The following is a 26,564-nucleotide window of genomic DNA, read 5'->3' as shown; positions in this document are numbered from 1 at the left end:
CTATGGGAATGCATAATATTTACGAAAACGGCCTGCGCTTTGAATGCAAAAGATGCTCTTACTGCTGCGGTCATTCCCCGGGATTTGTCTATCTTTCACAAAAAGACGTATATCTTTTAAGCCGCCATTTTAATCTTTCCCAGAAAGAATTTATAGAAAAATACTGCCGCTGCGCAAACTACTACGAAGGAAAACAAGTCGTTGCCTTAAAAGAAGAAAAAAACTACGACTGCACACTCTGGAAAAACGGCTGTACTGCTTACGAAGCAAGACCTCTTCAGTGCCGAACATACCCCTTCTGGTCATGGATGATAGCCGACCGCGAAACCTGGAATGACTGCGCCAAAGACTGCCCCGGAATAAACAGCGGCCGTCTCTGGACAAAAGAAGAAATAGAAGGGCAAAAAGCAGAATACGACGCAAATATTCCAATGGAGTACCCTTTGGAAATATGCCCTAAAACAGGTGCTACTTGAAAAAAACAAAGCAAAACTCTACAATAAATAAAGTATGAGAATCAATTTAATTGAAGAATTTATTGACAAAAAGTCTTTCGACGCCATGCAAACACTAGTTTCTACACTCAAAGACGATGAGGCAAAAGATTCAGCCGTTCAGCTGGCAAATGTTTTTGGAGCCGGTGAATCATTCAAAAAAATAGCAAATTCAGAACCGGAAGCAGAAAAAAAGTTAATACAGAGTTTTCACAACAATCTTATACTTTTAATAGAAAAAACCTGGATAGAAAAAACCGACGAAGAGCTTAAAGCGCAGGTAAAATATCACCTCGAAGAATTCTGCCGCCAGCTTAATGCCTGTTCCTACACTGCTTCCTATGCACCATTCTTCAGTATAGTAGATGATGTAGTTTACCTTATGTTCGGAAACCAGACCAAAACAGACGCCTTTGATGAATATGCACTTCGTATAGACCCTGAATTCGGAATGTTCTGGTGGTATATGCGCAATCTTCCCAAAGACGCACGCTGGTCAGAGACAAAAAGCCGCATTGCAATTCTTCTGGGAATGTACTTCCTCGCCAACTACTAGGATAAAAAATGGACATCGATTCAGTATGCGCTCTTCTTCGTAAGGGTGCTAATCAGCTCGCACTGCACACAGCCGCACAAAAGAACCATGCTCTTGAATGTGTGGCTGCTTCTATTTTAAACAACCGCGAAATTATCCTTGCCGCAAACGCACGTGATGTTAACGAAGCAAGACAAAAGGGAATGACAGAAGCCCTGGTAGAACGGCTGGCTCTTGACGACAAAAAATTCAAGTCTATTCTGGACGGAATCAATACTGTTATTCAGCAGAAAGATCCTGTAGGTGAAGAAATCGCCGGCTGGACTCTTCCCAACGGACTGCAAATCCGCCAGACACGTGTTCCGCTTGGAGTAGTTGCAATAATTTACGAATCACGCCCCAACGTAACCGTAGATGCCTTTACCCTTGCCTACAAAAGCGGAAACTCAATTCTTTTAAGAGGCTCTTCATCTGCACTTGAATCAAATCTGGCTCTTTCAAAAGCAATAGAAGAAGGTTTGGCAAAAGCCGGCTCAGACGGTGTAAAACACTCGCTTTATCTTTGCCAAAGCGGCGACCATGCAGAAGTAAACCAAATTCTTGGCGCTGTAGGAAAAATCGACGTAGTTCTTCCGCGCGGTTCTGCAAAATTAATAAATCTTGTTGTACAAAATGCAAAGATTCCCGTAATTCAGACCGGAAGCGGTGTATGCCATCTTTATGTAGACGAAACAGCAGATATTTCAAGTGCTGCCCAAATTGCACTTAACGCAAAAACGCAGCGTCCGGGTGCCTGTAACGCAATAGAAACAATTCTTGTAAACAAAAAAATTGCAGGCGAATTTCTTCCGCTTCTTGTAAAAACATTTGCTGGCAAAGTTCAAATAAGGGCAGACGAAATTTGCTATCCTATTCTGCAAGCGCAAATGTCTTCACAGGACAGTTCATTTCTCTCGCGCGCCACAAACGAAGACTTCGGCTTTGAATTCCTTGACTATATTGTTGCAGTAAAAGCTGTAGATTCCGTAGAAGAAGCGATAGATTTTATAAACACGCATAATACAAAACACAGCGAGGCTATTGTTACAAACGACCGTTCACATGCGCGCGCTTTTCAGACAAGAGTAGATGCTGCCTGCGTCTATGTAAATGCAAGCACCCGCTTTACCGACGGCAACCAGTTTGGCTTCGGGGCAGAACTTGGAATAAGCACACAAAAGCTTCATGCACGCGGACCAATGGGGGCACAGGCTCTTACCACAACAAAATTCCTTATTGACGGAGACGGACAAATTCGATGACAATAAAAGAAGCAATTGACGGCGCAAGAAAAATTGTACTTAAAATAGGAAGCAACACACTCGTTCACAGCGACGGTTCAATCAACACAGAATTCCTTACAAGATTTGCAGACGACTGCGCAGGTCTTATCAAAAAAGGCAAACAGCTTATCATCGTTTCTTCGGGAGCACAGGTAACAGGTCTTGCAACAATAAGCGGCTGGGCACACAAGCGCGATGTCCACTACAGACAGGCACTCTGCGCCATAGGACAGGTTGAACTCATGGACAGATGGCGTCTGGCATTCCGCGACCACAACATTCACGTAGCACAGCTTCTTTTGACAAAAGACGACTTTGAAGACGACCACCGTACGCTCAACATACGCAATACAATGTTTACGCTCGTAGACGAAAACGTAATTCCAATCATCAACGAAAATGACACAATCGCAATAGATGAAATACGCATCGGCGACAACGACAACCTAAGCGCGTTAACATCAATTCTCTGGAGTGCAGATCTGCTCATTCTGTTCAGCGACATTGACGGCGTTTACACAGACAATCCAAAAACAAACCCGCACGCAAAACTTATCGAAGAAGTAAAAAACATAAAGGAACTCAGAAGTTCAATTACTGTAGGCGCAACAAATTCATTCGGCACAGGCGGAATAGAAACAAAGATAGAAGCCGCAGAAAAAACTACCGCTTCGGGAATTCCAATGGTAATCGCAAACGGAAGCCGCCCCGCAATTCTTTCTTCACTGGCAGAAGGAACAGCCGCAGGAACACTTTTTACAACAGACGATACTTCTTTGTTCAAAATAATTACAGGAAACGACAAAACATACTGAACATGAATTTCATCTAAAAAAGATTATAAAAAGAGGTATTATATGGAAGAAATCAGTTCAATTTCTATCGGATGCATTGGCTGCGGAACAATGGGCGGTTCTATTTTCAAGGCAATTACTTCAAAATACAGCCCAAAGAATATTTACGTTACAACAAAACATCCGCAGAAGGCCGCTGACTTTGCAAAAGAAACCGGTTGCAATGCACTCGAATCCAACCTTGAACTTGCAAAAAAGTGCCGCTACATCTTCCTTGCCGTCAAACCTGCTTTCATAAAGTCTGTACTTACCGAAATAAGGGACGCCTTTACCGAAGAAAAAATCATTGTTTCAATGGCAGCAGGACTTTCCCTTTCAAAACTGGAAGCTGCCTGCAAACCAAGTGAACTTTCTGCACAGGATTCAACTTTTGTAATGCCGCATCTTGTTCGCATTATGCCCAATCTTCCTGCCGTTTACGGTGAAGCAATGACAGCAGTTTGCGCTTCTGATGATATTCCGCAGGAAGAAATTGAAACTGTAAAAGAACTTCTTTCTACAGCCGGAAAAGTCGAGCGCGTTCCCGAAAAACTCATGGACGGTGTTACAGCCATAAGCGGAAGCGGACCGGCCTATGCATTCCTTTTTATAGAAGCACTTGCCGACGCTGCAGTCAAATTCGGTTTTCCGCGCGCACAGGCCTACACTTATGCCGCACAGACACTTAAGGGCGCTGCACTAATGGCACTCGAAGATGAACGTTCCATAAGCGAACTAAAAGATGCCGTCTGCTCACCTTCAGGCACAACAATAGAAGCTGTCATCTCACTCGAACGACATGGCTTCCGCGGAACAGTAATCGACGCCGCCACCGCCGCCTACAATAAATCCGTAAACATGAATTCGTAATCATAGCATATTAAGGGGAATGATACTCCTGGAGAAGTGTTTGCTAGCGAAATTTAAAATGCGCGAAACTGGCACTTTTCCTGCATTTCTTCTACAAAAAAATACCATAGTTATAAAATTACAAAAACTTTGACAGACAAACGTGCACGTATTATCATAAATCATGAAGTTAAACGTCCGTACATTTTTTGCCACCGCGGTTCTTGCCACAACAATAGTATTCAGTGCCTGTCCAGCAGAAACAACAAAAGAAACAGCCGTCTCATCAATACCCGATGAATGGAAAAACCTGCGCATCTATCAGGTTATGGTAAGCGCCTTTCAGGACGGCGACCCGTCAATCGGTTACAAACAGGCATACGGCCCGTGGGACCAGACAACAGGCGGCGATTTGCGCGGAATAATAAATGCACTTCCTTACATAAAGTCACTAGGAATGAACGCAATCTGGATGACACCAATATTCGACTCCGCAGGCAAAAACGAAGAAGAACTCAATTCAACCGGTTACTACGCATATGATTATTTTAATATAGACCAGCACTTCGGAACAAAAGACGACCTCACAGAACTTGTAGAAAAAGCCCACTCCATGGGAATAGCAGTAATTCTTGACGGAGTATTCGGTCACTGGAGTAAGGATGGAATAAAAAAGAGCCCCTCCGGAAACTTACCCCAAAGAAGCCACGGTCAGTACAAAGGCTGCGACTATCCCGAAAGCCTTGCATTTTTTAAAGAAGTTGCAGCTTACTGGATAAAAAATTTTAAAATAGACGGATGGAGACTTGACCAGTGTTACCAGGTTGGACTTGGTGAGCACGCAAACGGTGACGGCGACAACTGCTATACCGGAGGCCACAACTACTGGTACGAAATAAGAAAAACCGTAGAAGAAGCCGCCGCCTCAAACGGAACGTTGGGTTATATGGTAGGCGAACACTGGAACGGAAACGCCGCAATAATTCAAAAAGGTTCCGTTAACCCCGGAAGCGCAGACGGCTACGGACTCAGATCGTGCTTTGACTTTCCGGCAAGATACAAAATTGTTCAGTCACTTGCAAAAGAAGAAGGCACTAATACCGGAACAACATCGCTCGGTGAGGCGGTAAGTTACTGTTTACAATCAGCATCGTCAAAAGGCTACTCGCACCCGGACGGTGGCTACATACCAAATCTTTTCATAACAAACCACGACCTCTTCAGATTCGGAAACTTAATAAACCGCAAATTCGGCGACGACAATACTACCGAACGTTATTTTGGACTTCACCGCGCGGCCATAGCAATACTCGCCGTTTATTCAGGTCCAATCACTCTTTACTACGGAGACGAATGGGGCGCATACACCGCCGGCTACAACAAAGAAGGAGACCTTGGAGCATACAACGACAACAGTTCGCGAACGTCCGGTAAGGTAGACAACTTTACAGAAAACGAACGGTCGTGAGTTATAATCAAAAGTTGTGGATTGCCTGAGAAGGCATAGAAAAAGAGGTCTGTCTAAGGTATAGTTTTCTTTGGAAAAAAAAATAAACACCGAAGGAGACCTCTTATGAAAAGAATACTGGAAATTGAAGAAAATTCCAATAGTCCAACGATTGATTTGCTTGAAAAAGCAATCCGCGCAAGAGCACGTGAAGTAATTGAAAGTCTTTACGAGGATGAAGTTCAGCGTTTTCTTAATAAAACTTCTTCTATCGTAGACAAAACCGGAAACAAACTTGTAGTAAGAAACGGCTTTCACAAAGAACGGACAATTCTTACTACAAACGGTTACGTTACAGTCAGGCTTCCCAGAGTTGATGACCGTGCACTTGAAGAAAAGGATCGCTTTGTAAGCAAAGTCCTTCCTCCGTTTGCAAGAAAAACTCCGACAGTAGAAGCAATACTTTCCGCTGCCTACCTTGCAGGAATTTCTTCAAACAAGTTTTCAGCCATGCTCCATGATGTTCTTGGTAAAGAAGCAAAGGGCCTGAGTCCGTCAGTCATAACAAAGCTTACTGTAAAATGGCAGGCTGAATATGACGAATGGCGCAAACGAGATCTTTCCGGAAAGGAATACGTTTATGTTTGGGCAGACGGAATTTACGTAAAGTCCCGGCTTGACGGTGAAAAGACCTGCCTTCTGGTAATAATTGGCGTAACTGTTGAAGGCAAAAAAGAACTTGTGGCTGTACAGGCCGGAATTCGCGAGTCAACGGAAAGTTGGCGTGGAGTTTTGCTTGATTTGAAATTCCGCGGACTGACAAAAGCACCAAAATTGGCAGTCTGCGACGGAGCGCTTGGGTTTCAAAATGCAGTTGATGAAATCTGGGGCCAGCTAAAAATTCAGAGATGCTGGTTCCACAAGTCCATGAACATTCTGGACAAATTGCCTGACTGTGTGCAGACTCAGGCCACAAAAATGATTCGGGATATGTGGCAGGCAGACAAACGTGCAAACGCCTTGAAAGCCTACGACTTATTTATAGAAACTTTCGGAAAAAAATATCCGAAGGCAACGGAATGTCTTGAAAAAGACAAGGAGGATTTGTTCCGCTTTTATGATTATCCGGCGGAACATTGGGCTCACATTAGAACGTCGAATCCGATTGAATCGACATTTGCAACAGTCAGGTTGCGCCACAAGTCAACAAAAGGAAACGGCTCTTCCGCTGCTTCTGTTGCAATGGCTTTCAAGCTTTGTCTTCAGGCAGAGAAAAACTGGCGACGGCTCAGGGGATTTAAACAACTTGAACTTGTCGCCAAAAATATAATTTTTGTGGACGGTGAACAAATGAAGGCTGCCTGATGAAAAGACACTTTTTTTCAATCCACAACAATTGACAATAACTCAACGGTCGTTAGTAGAATATACAAGCAAACTAATGAACGTTCGTTCGAACTATCCTGCTATGTGGAAAGGAGACCTGGTAACCGAAAAAAGCACTTCAGAGTATTTTATAGGTAAAAAAGTGTTAAAAAACGAACGGTCGGTAGGTTTTATCATAAACAAAAGCGAAAACTATGTGGAATACAGCTTCAAAGGCACCGATTTACTCACTGGACAAACGACCGATAGTTTGTGTCCGCCCTATTCCGCAGAATTTGTACTTTTAGATTAGAGCCAGAAGATCGTCCTTTGTCATGGACATAATATTTGCTCCTTCGCCGGAAAGTATCTCATCGGCAAGTTCGCTCTTCTTGTTCTGAAGTTCAATAATCTTTTCTTCAATAGTGCCGGCGGCAATCAGCTTAAAGACAGAAACAGATTTAGTCTGGCCAATTCTGTGCGCCCTGTCAGTAGCCTGATTCTGCACCGCCAGGTTCCACCACGGATCGTAATGAATTACAACATCAGCGCCTGTAAGGTTCAGTCCTGTTCCACCCGCCTTAAGCGAAATCAAAAATACCTGCGTGTCATCTTCGTTAAACTGCTTTACCATTTCTACGCGCTTCTTTTTTTCAGTAGAACCGGTGATTGTATAAAACGAAATGCCGTTTGCCTTAAGATCGGCCTGCAGCAGTTCCAGCATAGAAGTAAACTGCGAGAATACAAGTATTTTGTGATTGCCTTCAATTGCACTCTGAATAAGTTCAACGCAGGCCTCACGCTTGGCCGACTCACCGATATAGTTTTCAAACAAAAGCGACGGGTCGCAGCAGATTTGCCTGAGGCGAGTAATTTCTGCCAGAATCTGAATTTTGTTCTTTGCAAAATCATCGCCCTTCTGCGACATTATTGTTTTCTTGAGTTTAAGTGCCTGTGCATCATAAAGTTTTTTCTGTTCGTCACCAAACTGTGCAAGACGAACTTCTTCAATTTTTTCGGGAAGATCCTTAAGCACATCACTCTTGAGTCTGCGCAGAATAAATGGCGAAACCATCTTGCGAAGATTTTCAGTAACATCGACATCCTGGTTTTTGACAATAGGCGCTTCATAATTTTTTCTGAACGTTTCATACTTGTACAAAAAGCCCGGCATAAGAAAATCAAAAATGCTCCACAGTTCAGAAAGCCTGTTTTCAATCGGCGTTCCAGTAAGCGCAATTTTGTGAACAGCCGTAATCGTTTTTACCGACTTTGAATTTGCGGTGGAATGATTTTTTATAAACTGAGCCTCGTCAATTACCGCGTAGAAAAACTCCTTATCCTCATATTCAGCAACGTCGCGCTTAAGCAAATCGTATGAAGTAACAAGCACGTCAAAATCTTTGTACGAAGAAATAATTTTTGCGCGCTCCGGTACAGTACCAAAAACTGCAGCGACTTTCATGCCTGGCGCAAACTTTGAAAACTCATTTATCCAGTTGAACAAAAGCGATGAAGGGCAAATTATAAGAGATGTTCCGCTTTGGCCGTTTTCTTTTTCTGCAAGCAAAACCGAAATAGTCTGGAGCGTTTTTCCCAGTCCCATATCATCGGCAAGAATTCCGCCAAAGTTATATGCCCCTATTGTACGCAGCCACTTATGTCCGTAAACCTGATACTCGCGCATTGTTGAACGCAGTTCAGGCGAAATTTCAAAATCAGACTCGTCAACAGTTTTGAATTCCTTAATCAGATTCTTAAAATTCTTGTCGCGCTCGGTGTACATATTTTCATTTGACTCAAGCATGCCGTCAAGATAAAGTGCACGGTAAGCAGGAATTTTAATTTTTCCGCGAAGAAATTCTTTTTGCGTAATATCGAGTGTATCTGTAATTTCTTTAAGACGCTGAATATTTTCATCGCCGGTATTTACAAAATCTCCGTTCGTTAACCGAATGTACTTTTTCTTTTTTTTCATTCCCGAAAGAATTTCATAAAGTTCTTCCTGGTTAAGTTCAGAAGAAGAAACAGAAAAATCAAGCAGACCGCTTTTAAGGGAAACACCTGTCGCAAGCTTAATCTTCTGACGTATTTTCTGGGAAGAAAAAGATTCAGACATCATAACGTCGCCCAAAGACTTAAGTTCTGAAAGGCCCCGATTCAATAAATCAAAAATTTTTTCTTCATCATTTGTAAAAAGAATCTGCCGTTCAGAGTTGCTCTGGTCAAAATATTTCTGCAGAAGAGAAAACGCGTTTGCTTCTGTCTGCTTATCGCGAAAGTCTTTTACAGGCAAATGAAAAAATGCATCTGTTATTTTATACTCATCGTCACCGTAATAAATTTTCGCATCACAAAAAACTTCGGGGCCGTCTTTGTCCAAAAAGAATTTCATTTTTGCAGGAGGCGGAAGAACTTTCTGCACTACTTCGAGCTCGCTTTCATCTACATTTACAAAGTCCCGCAGCCACGGAAGAACGTGGTTCATAAAGTGTGTAAAATTTTTGCGCCCTATTCCAAAACCCCAGCACCTGTTTGACTCGGCAAGTTTTTCAAGCACCGAAATTTTTTTATTGTCTTCTGCGTTAACCCTGCACAGCGTATACGGATTTTCATCTATAAAATATTTAGTAGAAGCACCGTAAATAAATTCAGGAAGTTGGCCTCTAACACCAATGCGTTCAAGTTCTCCAGAAAAATCATTTTTGATTACATCAGCCTGTGCTTCAAGCCTGGGCATTCTTTCTTCAAGCGCAATCTCTACCGTTTCACTGCCGCGTCTGTTTTTTGCCGTAAAATAAACTTTGGAACCAAAAGAAATATCAAAAAAATCATCAAGGCGTTTTCCAAAAAGAACAAAGCGTCCCTTGATTTTTTCATAGCCCAGTTCAACATAAGTTGAATCCATCATGTCCATTTTTGATTTTTCATCAAGTACAATTTTTTTTGCAAAGTCAAAATATTTCTGTGACAGCTCATCAAATTCAGCATTCTTTATGTCAAAGTTTACATTCTTTCCAAGCGCAAAAGAAACGCCGCTCTGCACACTTTCAAAAAACTCAGAAAGTTTTCTAAGAATATACATGCGTGAACTTCCGATTTTAAAAGACGCGTAAAGAATATCATTGTCATATTCAAGATAAGGAACAAAACTATACACTTCTTTTTTTTCTACACTTTCTTCTGCAGCCGGAACATTATTCTGCTTTTGAATCATATCCATCAATTCCAAAGCGGAACTGTCTGTTTCGTCACCGGGATTTTCTTTTCTTAAACGTTCACCCGCAAGCATCAGAAGAGCAGTTGTACATTTACACGGAATTACCATATTGTAATGCATGTGCCAGCGCGCGACATACTGTTTGCATTCAGGACACTTGCATTCAATCTCAGAAATTTCTTCGTTGGAAAATTCAACTCTTACAGGATAAAAATGTGCCCCAACCTGAATATGCGCTTCTGCACTTCCCTGATCAAACTGGGTCGTAACGGTTTCCAAAATTATTTGTTTATTTTCAATAAGCTTTTTTGCAGCATCCACATTTCTTTTTGTAAACGAAAGATGCTGCGTCATAACTTCCATGTCAAAATAGTGGTAGCCGTCTGCCTTTGTAATAAAGTTTTCAAAAGGGTAAACTTCTTCTTCTGAAGGCAAATCTTTTTCTTCTTCTATTTCTTCAAAAGTATCAATTTTGTTTTTCTGACTGTAATATGCCGAACCCAAAAAATCGCGGATATTTTTTTGTGCAGGTGTCTCTTCTTCAAAAAAAGTCATAAGCCGTTCCCTTGCAAAAAAAACGGCAGCGGCATGTTTACACGGAAGATTGTAAGGACATGTACAGGTAGACACCCAGTTTCCCGGCCCGATTCTTCGCAGCACCACGCGGTACATGTAAGTTCCGGCAACATTTGCGTAACATTCATCGTAGGTATTGTGAATAACGTTCACCTTACCGCCATCATAATATGCTTTTCCTGAATTAAGTACTTTTTCACTAAAACGACTTTTCCAGTCACCCAAATCTGAATTAAAATTTTCCACATGCAGATTATATTCCAAATGAAAAAAAACGTCATCATAACAAAGAACAATAATGGCTTTTTTTCAATTTCCGCGGCTGACTGGGAGCATTTTTACATTCGCAGTCACTTATTTACAAACGTTTGGTAAACACAATGTCTGTGTGGAAAGGCACATCTTCAAAAAAAAAGACTACTGTTAGCAAAAGTTAAAATGCGCGAAGGAGCACGAGGAAGGACGAAATGATTTGATTTTTTGCTGTCGCGAAGCGACATACTATAGTTTCATTGCAAAAATCACATCAAGGGCCTTATGGCCCGGTTTTGGACTTCACCGGCTGACTGGGAGCATTTTTACATTCGCTGCCACTTATTTACAAACGTTTGGTAAACACAATGTCTGTGTGGAAAGGCACATCTTCAAAAAAAGACTGCTGTTAGCAAAAGTTAAAATGCGCGAAGGAGCACGGGGAAGGACGAAATGATTTGATTTTTTGCTGTCGCGAAGCGACATACTATAGTTTCATTGCAAAAATCACATCAAGGGCCTTATGGCCCGGTTTTGGACTTCACCGGGCGACTGGGAGCATTTTTACATTCGCAGTCACTTATTTACACCTGCCGTGCCTTTCCACACAAACCTTCTTCTAGACAAAACGACCGTTCGTTAACAAACGCCTTTTGCCTAACGAACGGTCGTTTTGTTTAATTTAACTATCGGCCATTAATTACCGAACGATAGTTATAATCGCTAAGTTCCGCTAACTAACGTTCGGTAAAATACATTCGTATTGTTATTTCTTTTTCTCAAAATAACTGTCAAAATCATCATTTGACTCAGTTTTTGTACGCTGTTCAAACTCCTCACGCTCATCAACATTTGCCCTCTTAAGGCTGTCAATATCAATGTCGTCAAGAGAGTATTCCGGCATAATCAATGCTGCAACAATATAAACAAACACGCATGGAAAAAACCCTGTAAAAAGTGTCACCAAAGCAACTATAAATCTTACTACCGTAGGATCAATTCCCAAATATTCCGCCACACCGCCGCAAACACCGAACAACATTCTGTTTCTTGATTTACAAAGTTTTTTGTTGTTTTTCATTATATTTCCCTCACATTAATGTCAACGTTTCCCATTCCACAGTTTACCGAAAAATGATTGTCCAGTCTAACCTGAGCAAAATCTTTCATAACACCGGCTTTTCTTTGTCCGTTGAATTTGATTGAACCAAGCCCGACTTTTGAATCAATTGAAACCTTTTTAGGATCGCCTTTAAGTACAAGTTTAACATTTCCCATTCCGCAGTCAATATTGCAGAGTTCACCGAGCCTACCTGAAATTTCGGCATTACCCATTCCACAGCGGATGTCTGCACGCTTTGCTTCTATTGAACCCAACGCTGCGTTTGCACAACCAACATCTATATAAAACATACCGCAACTGAATTCAACATCGCGTCCAATAAGATTTGCAGCACCAAGCCTAAGCTTGAATGAGTCCAGCACTGCCCCATACGGAATTGTAATCAGTACACGCGGTTTTGTTGCAACACTTCTGCTGTGATTCCAGAAACGTCCGCTTATGCTTGGCTTACATTCAATTCTTAAATTTCCGTCACCGCCAAGAGAACAGTCCACTGCCGAAGAATCAACGCCGCGTGCTTCAAGGCTGAATTTTGTTCCGCCAATAAAGCGTATGTCTGCTGCACTAAGTGATGCCGTTACTGATTTTACTGAAGCTGTCTCAAACGAATAGAATACGCGCTCACATTCCCCAGAGCCATGTTCCGCGCCAGAACCAAAAAAACCTTCGTCTGATTTTCCTTCGCTTTTCTTTGCATTCTCTTTTTTTTCGGGAACGCACGCAAACTTTTCTTTAATCGATTCCGCCAACTTTTCGGGCGAACCAAGTTCATCAATTGCTTTCTGATCATCTTCGGCTTCGTCAAAAAAGCTTCTGTAATAATCGAGCGCCTCTTTCTGTTCAGCGGCAGGCAAAGCCATGATGCAGTTTTCCAACTGTTTAAGATACTCTTCTTTGTTCATATACTCCCCTGTAAAAATTATTCTGTTCCCATAAGAATGTGGTCTACTTTGGTTTTGTATTCAGCCCATTCCCGCCTGTAATTGTCCAGCAGCATTGCACCGCCGACTGTTATTTTATAGTAGCGTCTGTTTCGTCCCTGAAAAGCCTGGTCATAGGTTTCAAGACACTCATCTTTCTGAAGCCGCCTTAAAACCGGGTAAAGCGTACTTTCAGAAACATCCATTACAGAGCGCACGTCCTGCGTAATTTTATAGCCGTAAGAACCATCCGCACCCTCCTTTTGTACAACGGACAGAACAACAGCGTCCAAAAGCGAAGCGCCCATACTGAACGTCATTGTTGCACCTCTCTTATATAATATTATACGAAATATAATATTATATTTTCTAAATGTCAAGTAAATTTAAAAAAAATTATTGAAAGGAAATGTGCCCAGTTCCACCCCACCCCTTGACCACCCTGTTAAGAATATTATATAATATCCAATACAAACGGGCCATTAGCTCAGTCGGTTAGAGCAGAGGACTCATAATCCTTTGGTCCTAGGTTCAAGTCCTAGATGGCCCACATCAAGAAAAAGCATCTGTTAGTAAACGGGTGCTTTTTTAGTTTTAAATGAATTTTTACTTTGGAAAAACTAGGACTTGAAGCCCTGCTGGTTGCGACCAAGTGGGAGCAATCGGCAGGGAGCGGGCCGGAGGTCAAGTCCTAGATGGCCCACATCAAAAAAAGCATCTGTTTAACTACAGGTGCTTTTTTTATTTTAAATGAATTTTCAGTCTGGAAAGACTAGGACTTGAAGCGCAATGAGCGCGCGGCAGGTGCCGCGAAAAGGCGACACGATGTCGCCGTCAGCGAATGAAGCCGGCCTGTAGTGAGCAGACAGGACGTCTGCGAACGGAAGGCAAGTCCTAGATGACGCCATGCGCGAAAGCGCATATGTTAATCTTTTCCTCTCGGCAAACGGAACGAAGTGACGTATGGCCCACATAAGAGAAAGCATCTGTTTAACTACAGGTGCTTTTTTTATTTTAAATGAATTTTCAGTCTGGAAAGACTAGGACTTGAAGCGCAATGAGCGCGCGGCAGGTGCCGCGAAAAGGCGACAGGAGGTCGCCGTCAGCGAATGAAGCCGGCCTGTAAGGAGGAGCCAGGACGTCTGCGAACGGAAGGCAAGTCCTAGATGACGCCATGCGCGTGAGCGCATATGTCAATCCTTTCCTCTCGGCAAACGGAACGAAGTGACGTATGGCCCACATAAGAGAAAGCATCTGTTTAACTACAGGTGCTTTTTTCATTTTAAATGAACTTTCAGTCTGGAAAAAGTTGTCCATACTTTAATACTTCTGGTTTAGCCATTAAAAATCCCGTACTTGAACAACTTGAAAGAAATATTGTTAGAATAAATAAGGGGCGAAGTTTCTTCGTCAAGCGCAGGTGCGCATAGCACCTGTCAACATAACGTTGTTTTGCGGTTTTGCCGAAGGCAAAATTGTCGCAGTTTTTGCGTTAAGGAGCCGAAGGCGACCAGCAAAAACTGTGACAAAACAAGTTGTCCGCACGAAGCCGGAGTTATATGATTTATTTCTTTTGCAACTTCTTTTCCAAAACTTTTTCGAGTTTCTTAAAGTCATTACATCTTTTCTTAAGCATACTGCTGCAATTCGGTTTTTGAACCAAATAGTAAAGTTTATTTGCCTTTCTTACGATTGCTTCCTGGTTTTTACGGCACCACTTGATTTCTTTGATGCAAAGTTTCTTGTAATTTGCTTGAGCCAGAGAATCTTTCGGGGATGGTTTTAAATTTATCTTAGTAATAAACTGGTCATCAATCGGAACCATATTGTTGAAATTTAAGACACTGATAACTTTCTCGCCGTCAAAAATACGGGCAAAATCTACATCGTTTTTCTGAGTCTTATGTTTTTCTTTTGCAGAATCAAGAGGAACGCAATATTTATGTTCATCACAAATTATAACAATTCCAATAAACGGACGTCTGCTTTTATGAATCTGAGGAGAAACAGATTGAACTCTGTCATCTGCATTGTGTAAATCCCGGATGTATTTCATATCCATAAAGTATAGATTTAGGCGTTGTTGTTCCATTTTGTTTTCCTTATTGCAATAAAAAAAGCCGTAGCAGTAAAACTGAACTACGGCCTTATTGGCTCCACTTATCGGTAGGACTCACCGCTTTTAAAGTTCCCACTCACAGTAGGGTTCACTGCTTTTAAAGATTCCACTTAGGGTAGGACTCACCACTGTTTGTAATATACTATAAAATTTGTCAGAAATCAAGTTGATTATTAAAAACTCAAGTCTATTTTTTTCTTCATAGGTGTAGTTTCCGGTAACTGTATATTCAGCTCCGTCATAAGAAAATGTCCATGTCCAATCAAAGGTAACAGGAAGAGAAGTTACATAATTTGAACTTCTTGTAACGCTTTTTGATTCTCCTGCTTTACAAGTTCCTAAAATAGATTAGTCAGTTCCTGTAAGAATTTTAGTAAATTATAGATACTGGCTTGACTTCCTTAGAAATTGAAATGGAACTCAAGATTGTTAAAGCAATTGAAAGATTAAGGAAAAAGATTAAAGATGAAATCTTTAAATTGAACCGCTCTTAGATGCAAAGGGCGGTCTTTTGTTTTTAAAGGGGTTTTGTTTCTTTTTGAAGATTGATTGTCCGTGTTTTCTGATTCTTTCTTCGTAACGGAAAAGAACTTTCTTAAAAATGCGACATCGTCCACGTAACGTAGGCTTGTGCTGCACGCCGAACCGGCGTGGCCGGCCGCCACTAACGGTGGGGCGTGTCCGCACGAAAACTGAGTTAGCTGATTCTATTTTCTATACTCCTTAATCATTTCTTTTATTATTTCCTGTATATCTTTATTAACATATTTAGCCATTTCTACAAGTTGATCATACCATGGAATTTCATTTTCTTCCCATTCAATATCAATTCTTCTTATTTCTTTTGTGGCAACATGTGAATAATTTTCTGGATAAGCCCAATAACATTTTTTACAAACATTTCTATCTTTTTCATTTTTCCAATTAGGACAATGTTCACAAGCCCAGTCTTTTTCTCTATTTGCAGAAGGTGATAGTAACATGAAATCATCTGGATTTAATTCTCCATCTGAATCTCCTGCAACTTCAAAAGGAACTCTATGATCTATTTGTAATTCATTCTCTGGTAATTTTTCATTGTAAATAAAACATTTTGCCCCATACTTTTCCAATAAAGAAGCTTTTAATTTTTTTGATAAAACTGTGCGCCCTGCTTTTTTTGAATTTCTTGTTTATTGTATTCTCCAAATTTATAAGCACCGATTTTTCGACCATCACTACCTTCAACTCGATATGTTATCAAAGGTATTCCATGTTCACGAACATCTCTTATTGCTCTTGGTGGATGGTTATAACCATATTTATCTTTCAAATCTTCAGTTGTTATAAATCCATATTTTAATATATGATCTATTACGGTTCGAGGACGTTTTTCTTTTACCGAATTTAATAATTCAAGAAACTCTTTTGAGTAATTCATCATCGTCTTCTCTTTTGCATAAATTATAATTGTATATTTCAACGAGGTCATTAGAAATATACAGTGATTCTATAGTTTTTTCCTGTTTTCCTAAAAGTGTTGATTGAGATGAAATTCCAGCATCTAGATAAATGTGTTGAACCCCTGTATTTGAAGGAATTTCTTTTCCATAACTTTTATTTCCTAATTTTCCATCATAGCTAACGATAAAAGAAACATTTTTTTGAGAGAGTTTCTTTAACTCTTCGATAAATTCATCGTGGTTTATTCCTGCAAAATACCTAGAGTCTTTATCTCCACAAACGCCTTGGTAAGGAGGATCCATATAAATCAAATCGCCTTTGTTTGCACCTTGTAAAATATCTTTGTAATCGCAAGATTTAAAAGTCGTTTTCTGTTTTAGAAGTTTAGATACTGAAACGATATTTTTTGTCATGGTTTCTGGTTTTGTGCCATGTCTTCTCTTGTCCGGGCTCTGATTAAACTTTCCTTCTGAGTTATATCTTACAGAGCCTTTTACACATCTAGCAAGCAGATATAAAAATAAAACAGGATCATTATTTTTATTGAATTGTTCTCTGACTTTATAATAATGAGAAATGGAATCTTCTGTTAATTGTCCATTCCAAATTTCTTCATATTTTGTTGAAACATATTCTGGATTTTCAACTACCAACTTCAATAATTGTGATAAAGGTTTGTTTAAATCATTTACAATATAACGAGTTCCTTTGTTATTATAAGAACATGCCAATGTAATTGCAGCCGTTCCAGAAAATGGTTCGATTATTGTATTGGAATTGCTGGGTATATATTTAAGAATTTTTGAAGCCAAATTGCGTTTAGACCCTTGATATTGAACTAAATGTGGAACAAAACCCATTATATCCTCCCAAATATACTCTATTTTAGCATATATCTTATAAAATTTATAGTATCTTGGAAGAGAGCAGTGCCCTATGAGACAGCAATCCGCATAACCATTATTATATCGTTCCTTATAAGATTTTTAAAGTTCAAAATCTGCCAGCATAAGACTTTTTGTCAAAATCCCTGCACTGTGCAGATACTGAAAATCTTTTCCTACAGAATATAATCTTCCCAGTCGCCGGCATCTTTCTCGTGAACTGCGTCTTCAATACAAATACCCGCTTCCCTGACAGAATTCTTATTCCCCGACACCAGAGGATGCCACTGTGGCAAAGGTTTGTTTTCATACAAAAGCCGGTACGCACAGGTTTCTGGAAGCCATGAAAATTCCTTTACATTCTTTTTTGTAAGATGCGTACATTCTTTGTTCAGCTTAAACCGATTTTCATATTCGCTACAAAGCCCTGTCTTAAGGTCAAGAAAGTTGCAGGCAATCCGCGTAAAAAACAATTTTGAATTTTTTCCGCGGCCTTCAATAAATTTCCTATAGCAACATTTTCCGCAGCCGTCACAAAGAGCTTCCCATTCTTCATCGCTCATCTCAAAAAGCGATTTATTTTTGTAAAAATCCCAAGTCATAAAAAAAGTATACCATGATTCCAAAAACAGAATAAACCCTGCATTTCTACTGCTAAAAAACTCCACCTCACCAAAAATTTATGCTATACTAATCTGGAACAACAAATTGTAAAAATGGAGCACAAATGTTCGGGCAGATATACGCAAAAATAAAAGACGCAAAAATAATTCCGGTAGTAAAAACAGACATTCCACAAAATGCCGTAAATCTTGCAGGTGCTCTTCTCCAGGGCGGAATAAATGCAATTGAAATAACATTCCGCACAACGCAGGGAGAAGAAGACCTCGAAAAAATAGCTGAATGCATAAAAGCCGTCAGAACAGCACACCCAGCGATGCTCATTGGCGCCGGAACCGTAATCAACCCCCGCCTTGCCGAACTTGCCCAAAAAGCAGGAGCCGACTTTATCGTAGCGCCGGGATTCAATGAACAAACCGTGGACTGGTGTATTTCCCGCGACGTACCAATAATTCCCGGCGTTAACAGCCCCACTCTGGTAGAAGCCGCGCTCGCAAAAAATCTTACCGTATTAAAATTCTTTCCCGCAGACATCAGCGGTGGTACAAAAATGCTCAAATCCCTCGCGGGTCCTTTTCCGCAGGTAAAATTCATTCCAACCGGCGGCATAAATGAAACCAACACGGCGGAATACCTTTCCTGCCCCAACGTACTTGCTGTCGGCGGAAGCTGGATGGTAAAAGAAGATCTTGTAAAAACAAACAGCTGGGACAAAATATCGGAACTTGCAGAAAAAGCCGTAAATTCCGCCTCTGCACCGGCTCCAAAAACTAACGGTTCCAAAATAAAAAATGCACTTTATCTGATTCCGGTAACACTTGGAGAAACAGAATTGGACCGCGTAATTCCGCCCTACAACCGCCAGATTATCGCGGGAATAAAACACTTTATTGTAGAAAATATACGCTCAGCACGCAGATTTTTAGTTCAGGCTGTAAAAGGAATAGACATAGACGCGCTCACATTTTATGAACTGAATGAACACACAGATCTTACCACTATAAGCGGTTACCTGGACCCGCTGCAAAAACAAAAACTTCCTATGGGTGTCATTTCAGAAGCAGGATGTCCGGCAGTAGCAGACCCTGGCGCAATCGTAGTTGAACAGGCACACAAAAAAAATCTGCAGGTAATACCGCTCGCAGGCCCTTCATCAATGATAATGTCAGTAATGGCAAGCGGTTTTAACGGACAAAGTTTTGCCTTTAACGGGTACCTTCCAGTAAAAAACCAGGAACGTGCAGCAAAAATCCGTCAGCTTGAAGGCCGCGCATGGAAAGAAAAACAAACACAACTGTTTATAGAAGCACCGTACCGCAATCTTAAAATGCTCGAAACACTTGCACAGACCTGCCGCCCCGACACAAAAATATGCATTGCCGCCGGAATGACAACAGAACAAGAATTCATTGCCGCACATACCGCCGCCGAATGGAAAAAACTCCCCGCCCCGCCAATAAACAAAGTCCCGGCCATCTTCCTCATATACGGAAAATAAATTGTTTCCTACCCTTTACGTACATGAGTATCTGTAAACGAACGGATTTGTAAACACAATGTCCACGCGGGAAGACGCTACCTTTAAAAAGATACCCCTTAACGAAAGTTAAAATGCGCGAAGGAGGACGGGGAAGTACGAAATGATTTGATTTTTAGTTGTCGCGAAGCGACATATGATAGTTTCTACGCAAAAATCACATCAAGGCCAATATTGGCCGGTTTTGGACTTCACCGGCTGACTGGGAGCATTTTAACCTATCGCTGACACTTATCTAACTAAACTATGTCTTACCACGCGAACCTTCCTGTACATGCGTGCCTGTTAATGCAATGTCCGCGCGGGAAGACGAAAATCATTTAACTTCGTTTGCAAGTGCTGTACCGTTCATCCAGTCGCGTATATTCCCCAAAGTAACATCTGCAATAGCAGAAAGCGCATTTGTAGTAAGGAACGCCTGGTGTCCGGTAATAATAACATTCGGAAAAGTCATAAGCCGTGCCAAAGTATCATCCTTAATAACATCAACCGACCAGTCATCAAAGAAATACTTGCTTTCTTCTTCATAAACATCAAGTCCGGCACCGCCAATCTCACGGCGTTTAAGGGCATTAACCAGAGCACGTGTATCAATCAGTGCACCGCGACCGGTATTGATAATCACAGCATCATTCTTCATCAGAGCCAGAGACTTGTCATTGACAATATGCTTTGTTCCGTCAGTAAGAGGACAATGCAGACTCAAAACATCTGCATCCTTAAAAAGCTTGTCCAGCATAACATACTCAAATCCATGGGAAGCCGCCCAATCTTTATCAGGATACACGTCATAAAGTTCAATTTTCATTCCAAAGCCCGAAAGAATCTCTGCCATAATTTTACCGATTTTTCCAGTGCCAAGAATTCCTGCCGTAAGACCAAACAAATCACGGCCTGTAAGTCCGTTAAGCGTAAAATTTCCTGTTCTGGTACGCATATAAGCCTGCGGAATTCTTCGTGTAAGTGACATAAGAAGAGCCACAGCGTGTTCAGCAACAGAATGAGGTGAATAAGCCGGAACCCGAACTATCTTGAGTCCAAGTTCAGCGGCGACCTTTAAGTCAACATTGTTGTAACCGGCACAGCGCATCGCAACAAGAGAAATGCCGCAGTCCTTAAGAATATGCAGAACTTTAGAATCCAAAGTATCATTAACAAAAGCACAAACAACATCATAACCTTTTGCCGAAAAAGCCGTTTTTTCATTCAGGTGGAAATCAAAAAAATCAATGTCAAACAAAAAATTCTTATTCGCCGCAGTAAACGCATCCCTGTCATAGGAACGGGTATCATAAAAAGCAATTTTCATACAACCTCCTGCTTATAATTTAAATATAATTGTAAGAATGAAAAAAGTCTACTAAATTCGTAGGTTAGAAAGACTTACATCACATGTCACCTAAACCGGTTTTCGATTTCCTTGACTGACTGAAAGCATTTTAACCTATTGCTTCCACTTATCTAAACAAAACCGCGTCTTCCCATGCGGACCTTCCCGTACAGACATGTCTGTTAAGGAACCGTCCGCGTCCGTTATCTCTTTGCCAGAACACGGTTACTAAGCCGCGTTCCCACAAACTGAATCACTTCTACAAGAACAAGAATAACAATAACCGCCGCAATCATAATATCAGTGCGGAATCTCTGGTAACCGTAACGAATGGCCAAATCGCCAAGTCCGCCGCCGCCAATCGCACCGGCCATAGCAGAATATCCAATCAAATTAATAATCGTAAGCGTAATTCCCGAAATAATAGAAGGCATTGCTTCAGGAATAAGAACCTTGTACACAATCTGCCAGTTTGTTGAACCCATCGCACGCGCAGCCTGAATCATTCCAGGATCAACTTCGTTAAGCGCAGTTTCAATAATTCTTGCAACAAAAGGAGCCGCAGCAATAGAAAGCGGAACAATCGTAGCCGTAGTACCGATACTTGTACCCAAAATAAGTCTCGAAAGCGGGAACAAAATAATCATCAGAATAATAAAAGGAAACGAACGCAGAACATTAACTATGCGGCTCAAAACCTGGTTCAAAACCGGCCGGGGTGTAATTCCCGTAGGATCAGTCATGCACAAAAAAACGCCAAGAGGAAATCCCAGTACAAGAGAAAAAACAGTAGAAAAGAAAACCATCTGCAAAGTCTGTAAAGTCGCAGTTCCGACCAAAATAAAAATCTGACTAATCATTTTGAATTCTCCAGCACATCAACAATAACTCCGCGGTCAACAAGATAACCAATCGCTTTTTTAACTTCAGCACTATCGCCGTCAATGTCAACAATCATCGTACCAATATCGCGGTCAGGCAAATGCTGAATTCCGCCGGCACGAATATTAAAGTCTACATTGAACATGCGAATTGTTTCGCTTATAACAGGCTTACCGGTATCAGAACCAATAAAATGCAGTTCATACTTACCACCGTCCTCAGACCATCTCACAAGCGAATTATTTTCAGCACCGCAGGTTCCGCCTGAAGAAGCAGGAGAAATATGCATAATAAAATCTTTTGTAACAGAAGACTTAGGGTTGGAAAAAATATCTGTAACAAGACCAAGTTCAACAATATGGCCGTCATCAACAACCGCAACTTTTTCACATGCATCTCTTACGACTTCCATCTGGTGGGTAATCATCACGACGGTAAGATTCATCTTTTTTTGAATCTCGCGAATCAAATCCAAAATTGAACGTGTTGTCTGCGGATCAAGTGCACTGGTCGCTTCGTCACAGAACAAAATATCAGGTTTTGTAGAAAGGGCACGCGCAATGGCAATTCTCTGCTTCTGACCGCCAGAAAGTGTACTCACAGGCGCATCTCCCCTTCCTTCAAGCCCGACAAGGGCAAGCATTTCTTCTACACGTGAATTGATTTCTTCTTTAGGAGTACCACATATTTCAAGTGGATAAGCAATATTTTTTGCAGCCGTTCTTGAAGTAAAAAGATTGAAATTCTGAAAAATCATTCCAATACGTCGGCGGCGCTGAATAAGCTCTTTTTTGGGAAGATTATCAACACGTTCGTCATTATAAAAAACGCTTCCCGAATCAGGAGCTTCCAAAAGACTTATCTGCCTTACAAGAGAAGACTTACCGGCACCACTGCGGCCTATAATTCCAAAAATTGTATTATCCGGAATCTCAAGAGAAATATCATTTACAGGCGTAATCGTTCCGTCAGAAGTAGAATACGTCTTGGAAAGATGATCTATTTTTATTTTCATATCATTATAATGCCTAAAATAAAAGGCAAGGTCAATATTATAGTAGAATATTGTAAACGCAACGTCCACGCGGGAAGACGCTGCTTCTAAACAGATAAAACTTAACGTAAGTTAAAATGCGCGAAGGAGGACGCGGGAAGCGGAAATGACTTGATTTTTTGCCGTCGTAAAGCGACAAACGATAGTTTCCCAGCAAAAATCACGTCAAGGCTAATATTGGCCGGTTTTCGATTTCCGCGGACGACTGGGAGCATTTTAACACTCGTTGACACTTATCTAACTAAACTGCGTCTTTCCGTGTGGACCTTCTTCTACACACGCGTCTGTTAACGAACTTCTTTGTAAACCAAACGTCCGCGCAGGAAGACGCTGCTTCTAAAAAGATAAAACTTAGCAAAAGTTAAAATGCGCGAAGGAGGACGGGGAAGTACGAAATGACTTGGTTTTTTGCAGTCGCGAAGCGACAAACAATAGTTTCCTTGCAAAAACCACGTCAAGGGCCTTATGGCCCGGTTTTGGACTTCACCGGCTGACTGGGAGCATTTTAACCTGCGCTGTCACTTATCTAAAAGAGGCGTCTTCCCGCGCGGACCTTCCTCTACACCAGCGTCTGTTAACGAACTTCTTTGTAAACCCAACATCCGCGCGGTTTTACTTGAATTTCATATTCTTTCTATATATAATTAAAATGTGTCCGAACTATATATTGTAGCAACACCCATAGGAAACTTGGGCGATATTACATTCCGCGCGCTGGAAACGCTAAAAAGCGTCGATGTAATTGCGGCAGAAGATACAAGGCATACTCTTCAGCTGTTGAATCATTTTGAAATACGCAAACCGCTCATAAGCTGCCGCTCGCAGAACGAAAAGTTTGCGTCAGAAAAGATAATCGCACTTCTTGATGAAGGCAAAAACGTAGCCTACGCAAGCGACGCAGGAACTCCGGGAATAAGCGACCCCGGCGCAATACTAGCCGGAACCGTCAGACAAGCCGGACACACAGTAATTCCCATTCCGGGAGCAAGCGCCTTTGCAACATTGGCAAGTGTAGCCGGAGCAGGAGGAAAAACCCTGGTTTTTGAAGGATTTCTTTCCCCAAAACCGGGACGCAGAAAGGCAAGACTTCGCGAACTTATGGCAACGGGATACGCCGTAATACTTTACGAAAGTCCCTTCAGAATAGTAAAATTACTGAAGGATATTGCCGAAATTGACAGTACAAGGCGTGTAGTTGTAGGCCGCGAACTTACAAAAATGCACGAAGAAATAACGGACGCCGCCGCAAGCGAAGTACTTGAATCATACGCTTCCAGAAGCAAAATTCAGGGAGAATTCGCAGTTTTCATTGCCGGTGACAAAAATGCTAAACTTTCAGACGAAAGTTCCGATAATGTAAGTGAGGCAGGATATTATGATGATAGACAAGATTTCAGGAGTTAATCCTTTAACCAGTTTAACGAATACCAAGCGCACAAGTACTACTCAGAGTGTTAAGGTTTCTTCTGATGAAATCACTCTTTCAGACGAAGCAAAGGCAATGGCAGAAGCCCGCATGATTAGCCAGATTGCGGATGAAACACCCGATGTTCGTTCCGAGCTTGTCGAACAGATCAAGCAGAAAATTCAGGATCCGAACTATCTTAACGAAGCCACAATTGCTTCAACAGCAGACAGAATTCTCAGCGCATACGGATTCTAATTTTGTAGCAGTGGGAATTCACGGGAAAAGAAGGGCGGAATTTAATTTTCCGCTCTTTTTTTTTGCATATTTTGCATAATGATTATACGATAAAGCAAACGGGAGTTCACTAAAATGACAGATTTCATATTCAAAATTTCACCAAATATCATACTTGGTCCCTACACAGTAACACGGCTGGGACAAAATGCTCTGGAATGGGGTTCACGCTACATGGTAATAATGGACCCTATCCTCAAAGAAACCGGCACTGCAGAAAAAATAACGGCACCACTCGCAGAACGCAAAATAGAATATTTTGTCTTTGACGAACTTACACAGGCTGCCGACACCCAGACTCTTGAAACAATACTCAACCTTGCCAGAAATTCCCACATACACGGAATAATCGCTGCAGGCGGTGGAAAAACACTCGCTCTTGCAAAAGCTGCCTGCGCACTTTTTAACGAACCGCACACTTCCTACGACTACATAGACGGCGGTACACCAACAGCAGGCACAATTCCGCTTATATGCGTACCTACAACAATAAGAGACGCTTTTCTTTTCACAGACAGAGTTCCCCTCTGCGACTCACGTTCAGGAAGCGCAAAAATAATAAAAACACAGAACGGTATTTGCAAACTGGTTCTCTGGGACCCCAATCTTGAACTCACGCTTACCGACAAACAAAGTGCCGCAATGGGTCTCGAAACATTCAGCATGGCACTCGAAGCTTATTTAAGCCGCAAATCAACTTTCTTCAGCGACATGCTTATAGAAAAAGCGCTCCAGCTCATGTCATACGCGGCAGACGGCTCCCCTACGCTAACAGTCACAACCCCACCCGAAGTTCTTTATACACAGGCCGGCTGCATGGCATCACTCGGACTGGCATCCTGTTCAGCAGGAGCTTCGACACTTTTGTCACTGACAATCAATACACGCTATAAAATACCGCGTGCACTGGTAAGCGCAATACTTCTTCCTTACATAATCGAAGATGCAACAACATTTGCAGCCGCAAAACTCGCCAAAATTGCCGACATCTACAGAATAACAGACAGCAACGAAGACACTGACGAAAAAAAAGCCCTGTCACTTGCCGAATACATAAGGCAGCGCATTGCCAAAATAAACATTCCGGCCCGTCTCAAAGACCTTTCGCTCAGTATAGAACAGCTTTCACTCGCAGTAGAAGACGCAGGACAAACAGATCTAATAGATTCCCTCCAGCGCAGCATGACAACAGATGACCTGTTTGAACTAATAAAGAAGGCATACTGATGATAGCACCCGACAAACTTTTTCAGCTTACGGCGGGACAAAAAAGACGCAAACTGGCACTTACCTTTGGTGAACTGGAACGTGACATAGCTGGAATAGCAGAGAGCGGTCTGGAATATAACTTTAAAAAACTGACACGATTGGAATACACGCGCGAACTTGCAAAAATCGTACTGGACGACCCCAAACTTCCCCAGGATGCCGCAAAAAGAATAGCCGCACTTCTTTCAGAAAAAGACACAGACGAGCGGCGCTTATGCAACGAAGCAAGAAATGCGCTGCTTGCAGTAATAGGAACCTTCCCGGCAGAATGGGATCTTGTAATAGCACCACACGCAAACGAAAAACTCAGCGTACAAAAGCGCAGCTTCTTTAAGGGAGTAAGCGTCTATGCAGAAGACATCCGCTCGCCGTTCAACGTAGGTTCAATATTCCGCACGGCAGAAGCAATGGGCTGTGAAAGCGTGTATATTTCACCGCAATGCACCGACCCCGAACAAAGCAAAGCATTAAGAAGTGGAATGGGCTGCATAGAAACGATGGGTTACACAAGATGCCCGCTCGAAGAACTTCCAAAAGACAGGCCGGTTTTTGTACTAGAAACCGGCGGAACACCAATAAATGAATTCAACTTTCCAAAAGAAGGAATAGTAATAATAGGCTCAGAAGAACTTGGCGTAAGTCCGGAAGCACTCCACAGGGCAAGCTACGGGCGCGTAACAATTCCAATGACAGGCCTTAAAGCGTCACTTAACGTAGGAGTTGCCTTTGGAATTCTTATGCAGGCATGGACAAATGCCCTTCTAAAAAACAACTGACATTTGTTAAA

24 protein-coding genes and 1 tRNA gene are annotated in these 26,564 nt (G+C 41.7%); 13 read left to right on the top strand and 12 right to left on the bottom strand.

Features of this window, described 5'->3' with window-relative positions; all coding sequences use genetic code 11:
- Positions 1-2 precede the first annotated feature (2 nt).
- From IWA51_RS00310 to IWA51_RS00280, 7 genes are all read left to right on the top strand, one after another.
- On the top strand, positions 3-476 hold the full coding sequence (locus IWA51_RS00310) for a YkgJ family cysteine cluster protein (RefSeq protein ID WP_329601789.1): 474 nt from the start codon (positions 3-5) through the stop codon (positions 474-476).
- Positions 477-510: 34 nt separating this feature from the next.
- Positions 511-1,050, top strand: a complete 540-nt coding sequence (locus IWA51_RS00305) for a hypothetical protein (protein WP_198442703.1) — start codon at positions 511-513, stop codon at positions 1,048-1,050.
- Positions 1,051-1,058: 8 nt separating this feature from the next.
- Positions 1,059-2,330: a glutamate-5-semialdehyde dehydrogenase gene (locus IWA51_RS00300; protein ID WP_198442702.1), complete on the top strand. Its 1,272-nt coding sequence runs from the start codon at positions 1,059-1,061 to the stop codon at positions 2,328-2,330.
- On the top strand, positions 2,327-3,166 hold the full coding sequence (gene proB / locus IWA51_RS00295) for a glutamate 5-kinase (protein ID WP_177527273.1): 840 nt from the start codon (positions 2,327-2,329) through the stop codon (positions 3,164-3,166). Before IWA51_RS00300 ends, proB begins: the two co-directional genes overlap by 4 nt.
- Before the next feature lie 42 nt (positions 3,167-3,208).
- Positions 3,209-4,054, top strand: a complete 846-nt coding sequence (proC, locus tag IWA51_RS00290; protein ID WP_198442701.1) for a pyrroline-5-carboxylate reductase — start codon at positions 3,209-3,211, stop codon at positions 4,052-4,054.
- Positions 4,055-4,217: 163 nt separating this feature from the next.
- Positions 4,218-5,501: an alpha-amylase family protein gene (locus IWA51_RS00285; protein ID WP_198442700.1), complete on the top strand. Its 1,284-nt coding sequence runs from the start codon at positions 4,218-4,220 to the stop codon at positions 5,499-5,501.
- A gap of 105 nt (positions 5,502-5,606) precedes the next feature.
- Positions 5,607-6,845, top strand: a complete 1,239-nt coding sequence (locus IWA51_RS00280) for an IS256 family transposase (RefSeq protein ID WP_198441892.1) — start codon at positions 5,607-5,609, stop codon at positions 6,843-6,845.
- Between the two features lie 304 nt (positions 6,846-7,149).
- Here the strand turns inward: IWA51_RS00280 and IWA51_RS00275 are convergent, their stop codons facing one another.
- From IWA51_RS00275 to IWA51_RS00260, 4 genes are all read right to left on the bottom strand, one after another.
- Positions 7,150-10,887, bottom strand: a complete 3,738-nt coding sequence (locus tag IWA51_RS00275; RefSeq protein WP_198442699.1) for a DEAD/DEAH box helicase — start codon at positions 10,885-10,887, stop codon at positions 7,150-7,152.
- A 772-nt stretch (positions 10,888-11,659) separates the two neighbouring features.
- On the bottom strand, positions 11,660-11,974 hold the full coding sequence (locus IWA51_RS00270; RefSeq protein ID WP_177527267.1) for a PspC domain-containing protein: 315 nt from the start codon (positions 11,972-11,974) through the stop codon (positions 11,660-11,662).
- On the bottom strand, positions 11,974-12,918 hold the full coding sequence (locus IWA51_RS00265) for a DUF1700 domain-containing protein (protein ID WP_198442698.1): 945 nt from the start codon (positions 12,916-12,918) through the stop codon (positions 11,974-11,976). The genes IWA51_RS00270 and IWA51_RS00265 overlap by 1 nt, the downstream gene beginning before the upstream one ends.
- A 17-nt stretch (positions 12,919-12,935) precedes the next feature.
- Positions 12,936-13,256: a PadR family transcriptional regulator gene (locus tag IWA51_RS00260; protein WP_177527264.1), complete on the bottom strand. Its 321-nt coding sequence runs from the start codon at positions 13,254-13,256 to the stop codon at positions 12,936-12,938.
- Between the two features lie 156 nt (positions 13,257-13,412).
- Between IWA51_RS00260 and IWA51_RS00255 the strand changes: the two genes are divergently transcribed.
- Positions 13,413-13,486 (top strand) — tRNA-Ile (locus IWA51_RS00255).
- Positions 13,487-14,500: 1,014 nt separating this feature from the next.
- Here IWA51_RS00255 and IWA51_RS00250 read toward each other — a convergent pair.
- From IWA51_RS00250 to IWA51_RS00230, 5 genes are all read right to left on the bottom strand, one after another.
- Entirely contained in the window at positions 14,501-14,998 is a 498-nt protein-coding gene (locus IWA51_RS00250) for a type III toxin-antitoxin system ToxN/AbiQ family toxin (RefSeq protein ID WP_408059018.1), read from the bottom strand.
- Positions 14,999-15,762: 764 nt separating this feature from the next.
- Positions 15,763-16,167, bottom strand: a complete 405-nt coding sequence (locus tag IWA51_RS00245) for a hypothetical protein (protein ID WP_198442696.1) — start codon at positions 16,165-16,167, stop codon at positions 15,763-15,765.
- Between the two features lie 11 nt (positions 16,168-16,178).
- Positions 16,179-16,478, bottom strand: a complete 300-nt coding sequence (locus tag IWA51_RS00240; RefSeq protein ID WP_198442695.1) for a helix-turn-helix domain-containing protein — start codon at positions 16,476-16,478, stop codon at positions 16,179-16,181.
- Positions 16,450-17,358, bottom strand: a complete 909-nt coding sequence (locus tag IWA51_RS00235) for a Dam family site-specific DNA-(adenine-N6)-methyltransferase (RefSeq protein ID WP_198442694.1) — start codon at positions 17,356-17,358, stop codon at positions 16,450-16,452. The genes IWA51_RS00240 and IWA51_RS00235 overlap by 29 nt, the downstream gene beginning before the upstream one ends.
- Positions 17,359-17,558: 200 nt before the next feature.
- Complete coding sequence (locus tag IWA51_RS00230; protein ID WP_198442693.1) at positions 17,559-17,984, bottom strand: YcgN family cysteine cluster protein; 426 nt, start codon at positions 17,982-17,984, stop codon at positions 17,559-17,561.
- Between the two features lie 125 nt (positions 17,985-18,109).
- On the opposite strand from IWA51_RS00230, the gene eda reads away from it, so the two are divergent.
- Positions 18,110-19,501 (top strand): bifunctional 4-hydroxy-2-oxoglutarate aldolase/2-dehydro-3-deoxy-phosphogluconate aldolase, encoded by a 1,392-nt coding sequence (eda, locus tag IWA51_RS12580; protein WP_230402667.1) that lies wholly within the window; start codon positions 18,110-18,112, stop codon positions 19,499-19,501.
- A gap of 355 nt (positions 19,502-19,856) precedes the next feature.
- Here eda and IWA51_RS00215 read toward each other — a convergent pair whose 3' ends face one another.
- The 3 genes from IWA51_RS00215 to IWA51_RS00205 form a co-directional block, all read right to left on the bottom strand.
- On the bottom strand, positions 19,857-20,849 hold the full coding sequence (locus IWA51_RS00215) for a 2-hydroxyacid dehydrogenase (RefSeq protein ID WP_198442692.1): 993 nt from the start codon (positions 20,847-20,849) through the stop codon (positions 19,857-19,859).
- Positions 20,850-21,073: 224 nt separating this feature from the next.
- Positions 21,074-21,730: a methionine ABC transporter permease gene (locus tag IWA51_RS00210; protein ID WP_198442691.1), complete on the bottom strand. Its 657-nt coding sequence runs from the start codon at positions 21,728-21,730 to the stop codon at positions 21,074-21,076.
- The gene (locus IWA51_RS00205; RefSeq protein WP_198442690.1) at positions 21,727-22,767 is read right to left on the bottom strand and encodes a methionine ABC transporter ATP-binding protein; all 1,041 of its coding nucleotides are present in this window, start codon (positions 22,765-22,767) and stop codon (positions 21,727-21,729) included. The genes IWA51_RS00210 and IWA51_RS00205 overlap by 4 nt, the downstream gene beginning before the upstream one ends.
- Positions 22,768-23,457: 690 nt before the next feature.
- Here IWA51_RS00205 and rsmI point away from each other — a divergent pair.
- From rsmI to IWA51_RS00185, 4 genes are all read left to right on the top strand, one after another.
- Positions 23,458-24,210, top strand: coding sequence for a 16S rRNA (cytidine(1402)-2'-O)-methyltransferase (gene rsmI / locus IWA51_RS00200; protein WP_177528653.1), 753 nt, complete (start codon positions 23,458-23,460; stop codon positions 24,208-24,210).
- Entirely contained in the window at positions 24,182-24,469 is a 288-nt protein-coding gene (locus tag IWA51_RS00195) for a flagellar biosynthesis anti-sigma factor FlgM (RefSeq protein WP_177528654.1), read from the top strand. The genes rsmI and IWA51_RS00195 overlap by 29 nt, the downstream gene beginning before the upstream one ends.
- A 114-nt stretch (positions 24,470-24,583) precedes the next feature.
- The gene (locus IWA51_RS00190) at positions 24,584-25,735 is read left to right on the top strand and encodes an iron-containing alcohol dehydrogenase (protein WP_198442689.1); all 1,152 of its coding nucleotides are present in this window, start codon (positions 24,584-24,586) and stop codon (positions 25,733-25,735) included.
- Positions 25,735-26,553 (top strand): TrmH family RNA methyltransferase, encoded by an 819-nt coding sequence (locus tag IWA51_RS00185; RefSeq protein WP_177528656.1) that lies wholly within the window; start codon positions 25,735-25,737, stop codon positions 26,551-26,553. The genes IWA51_RS00190 and IWA51_RS00185 overlap by 1 nt, the downstream gene beginning before the upstream one ends.
- Positions 26,554-26,564: the final 11 nt, after the last annotated feature.

The organism is Treponema peruense, from assembly GCF_016117655.1.
In the GTDB taxonomy this organism is placed as follows: domain Bacteria; phylum Spirochaetota; class Spirochaetia; order Treponematales; family Treponemataceae; genus Treponema_D; species Treponema_D peruense.
The sequence above is the reverse complement of the archived record's forward strand: the minus strand, read 5'-3'. Positions and strand labels throughout refer to the sequence as shown.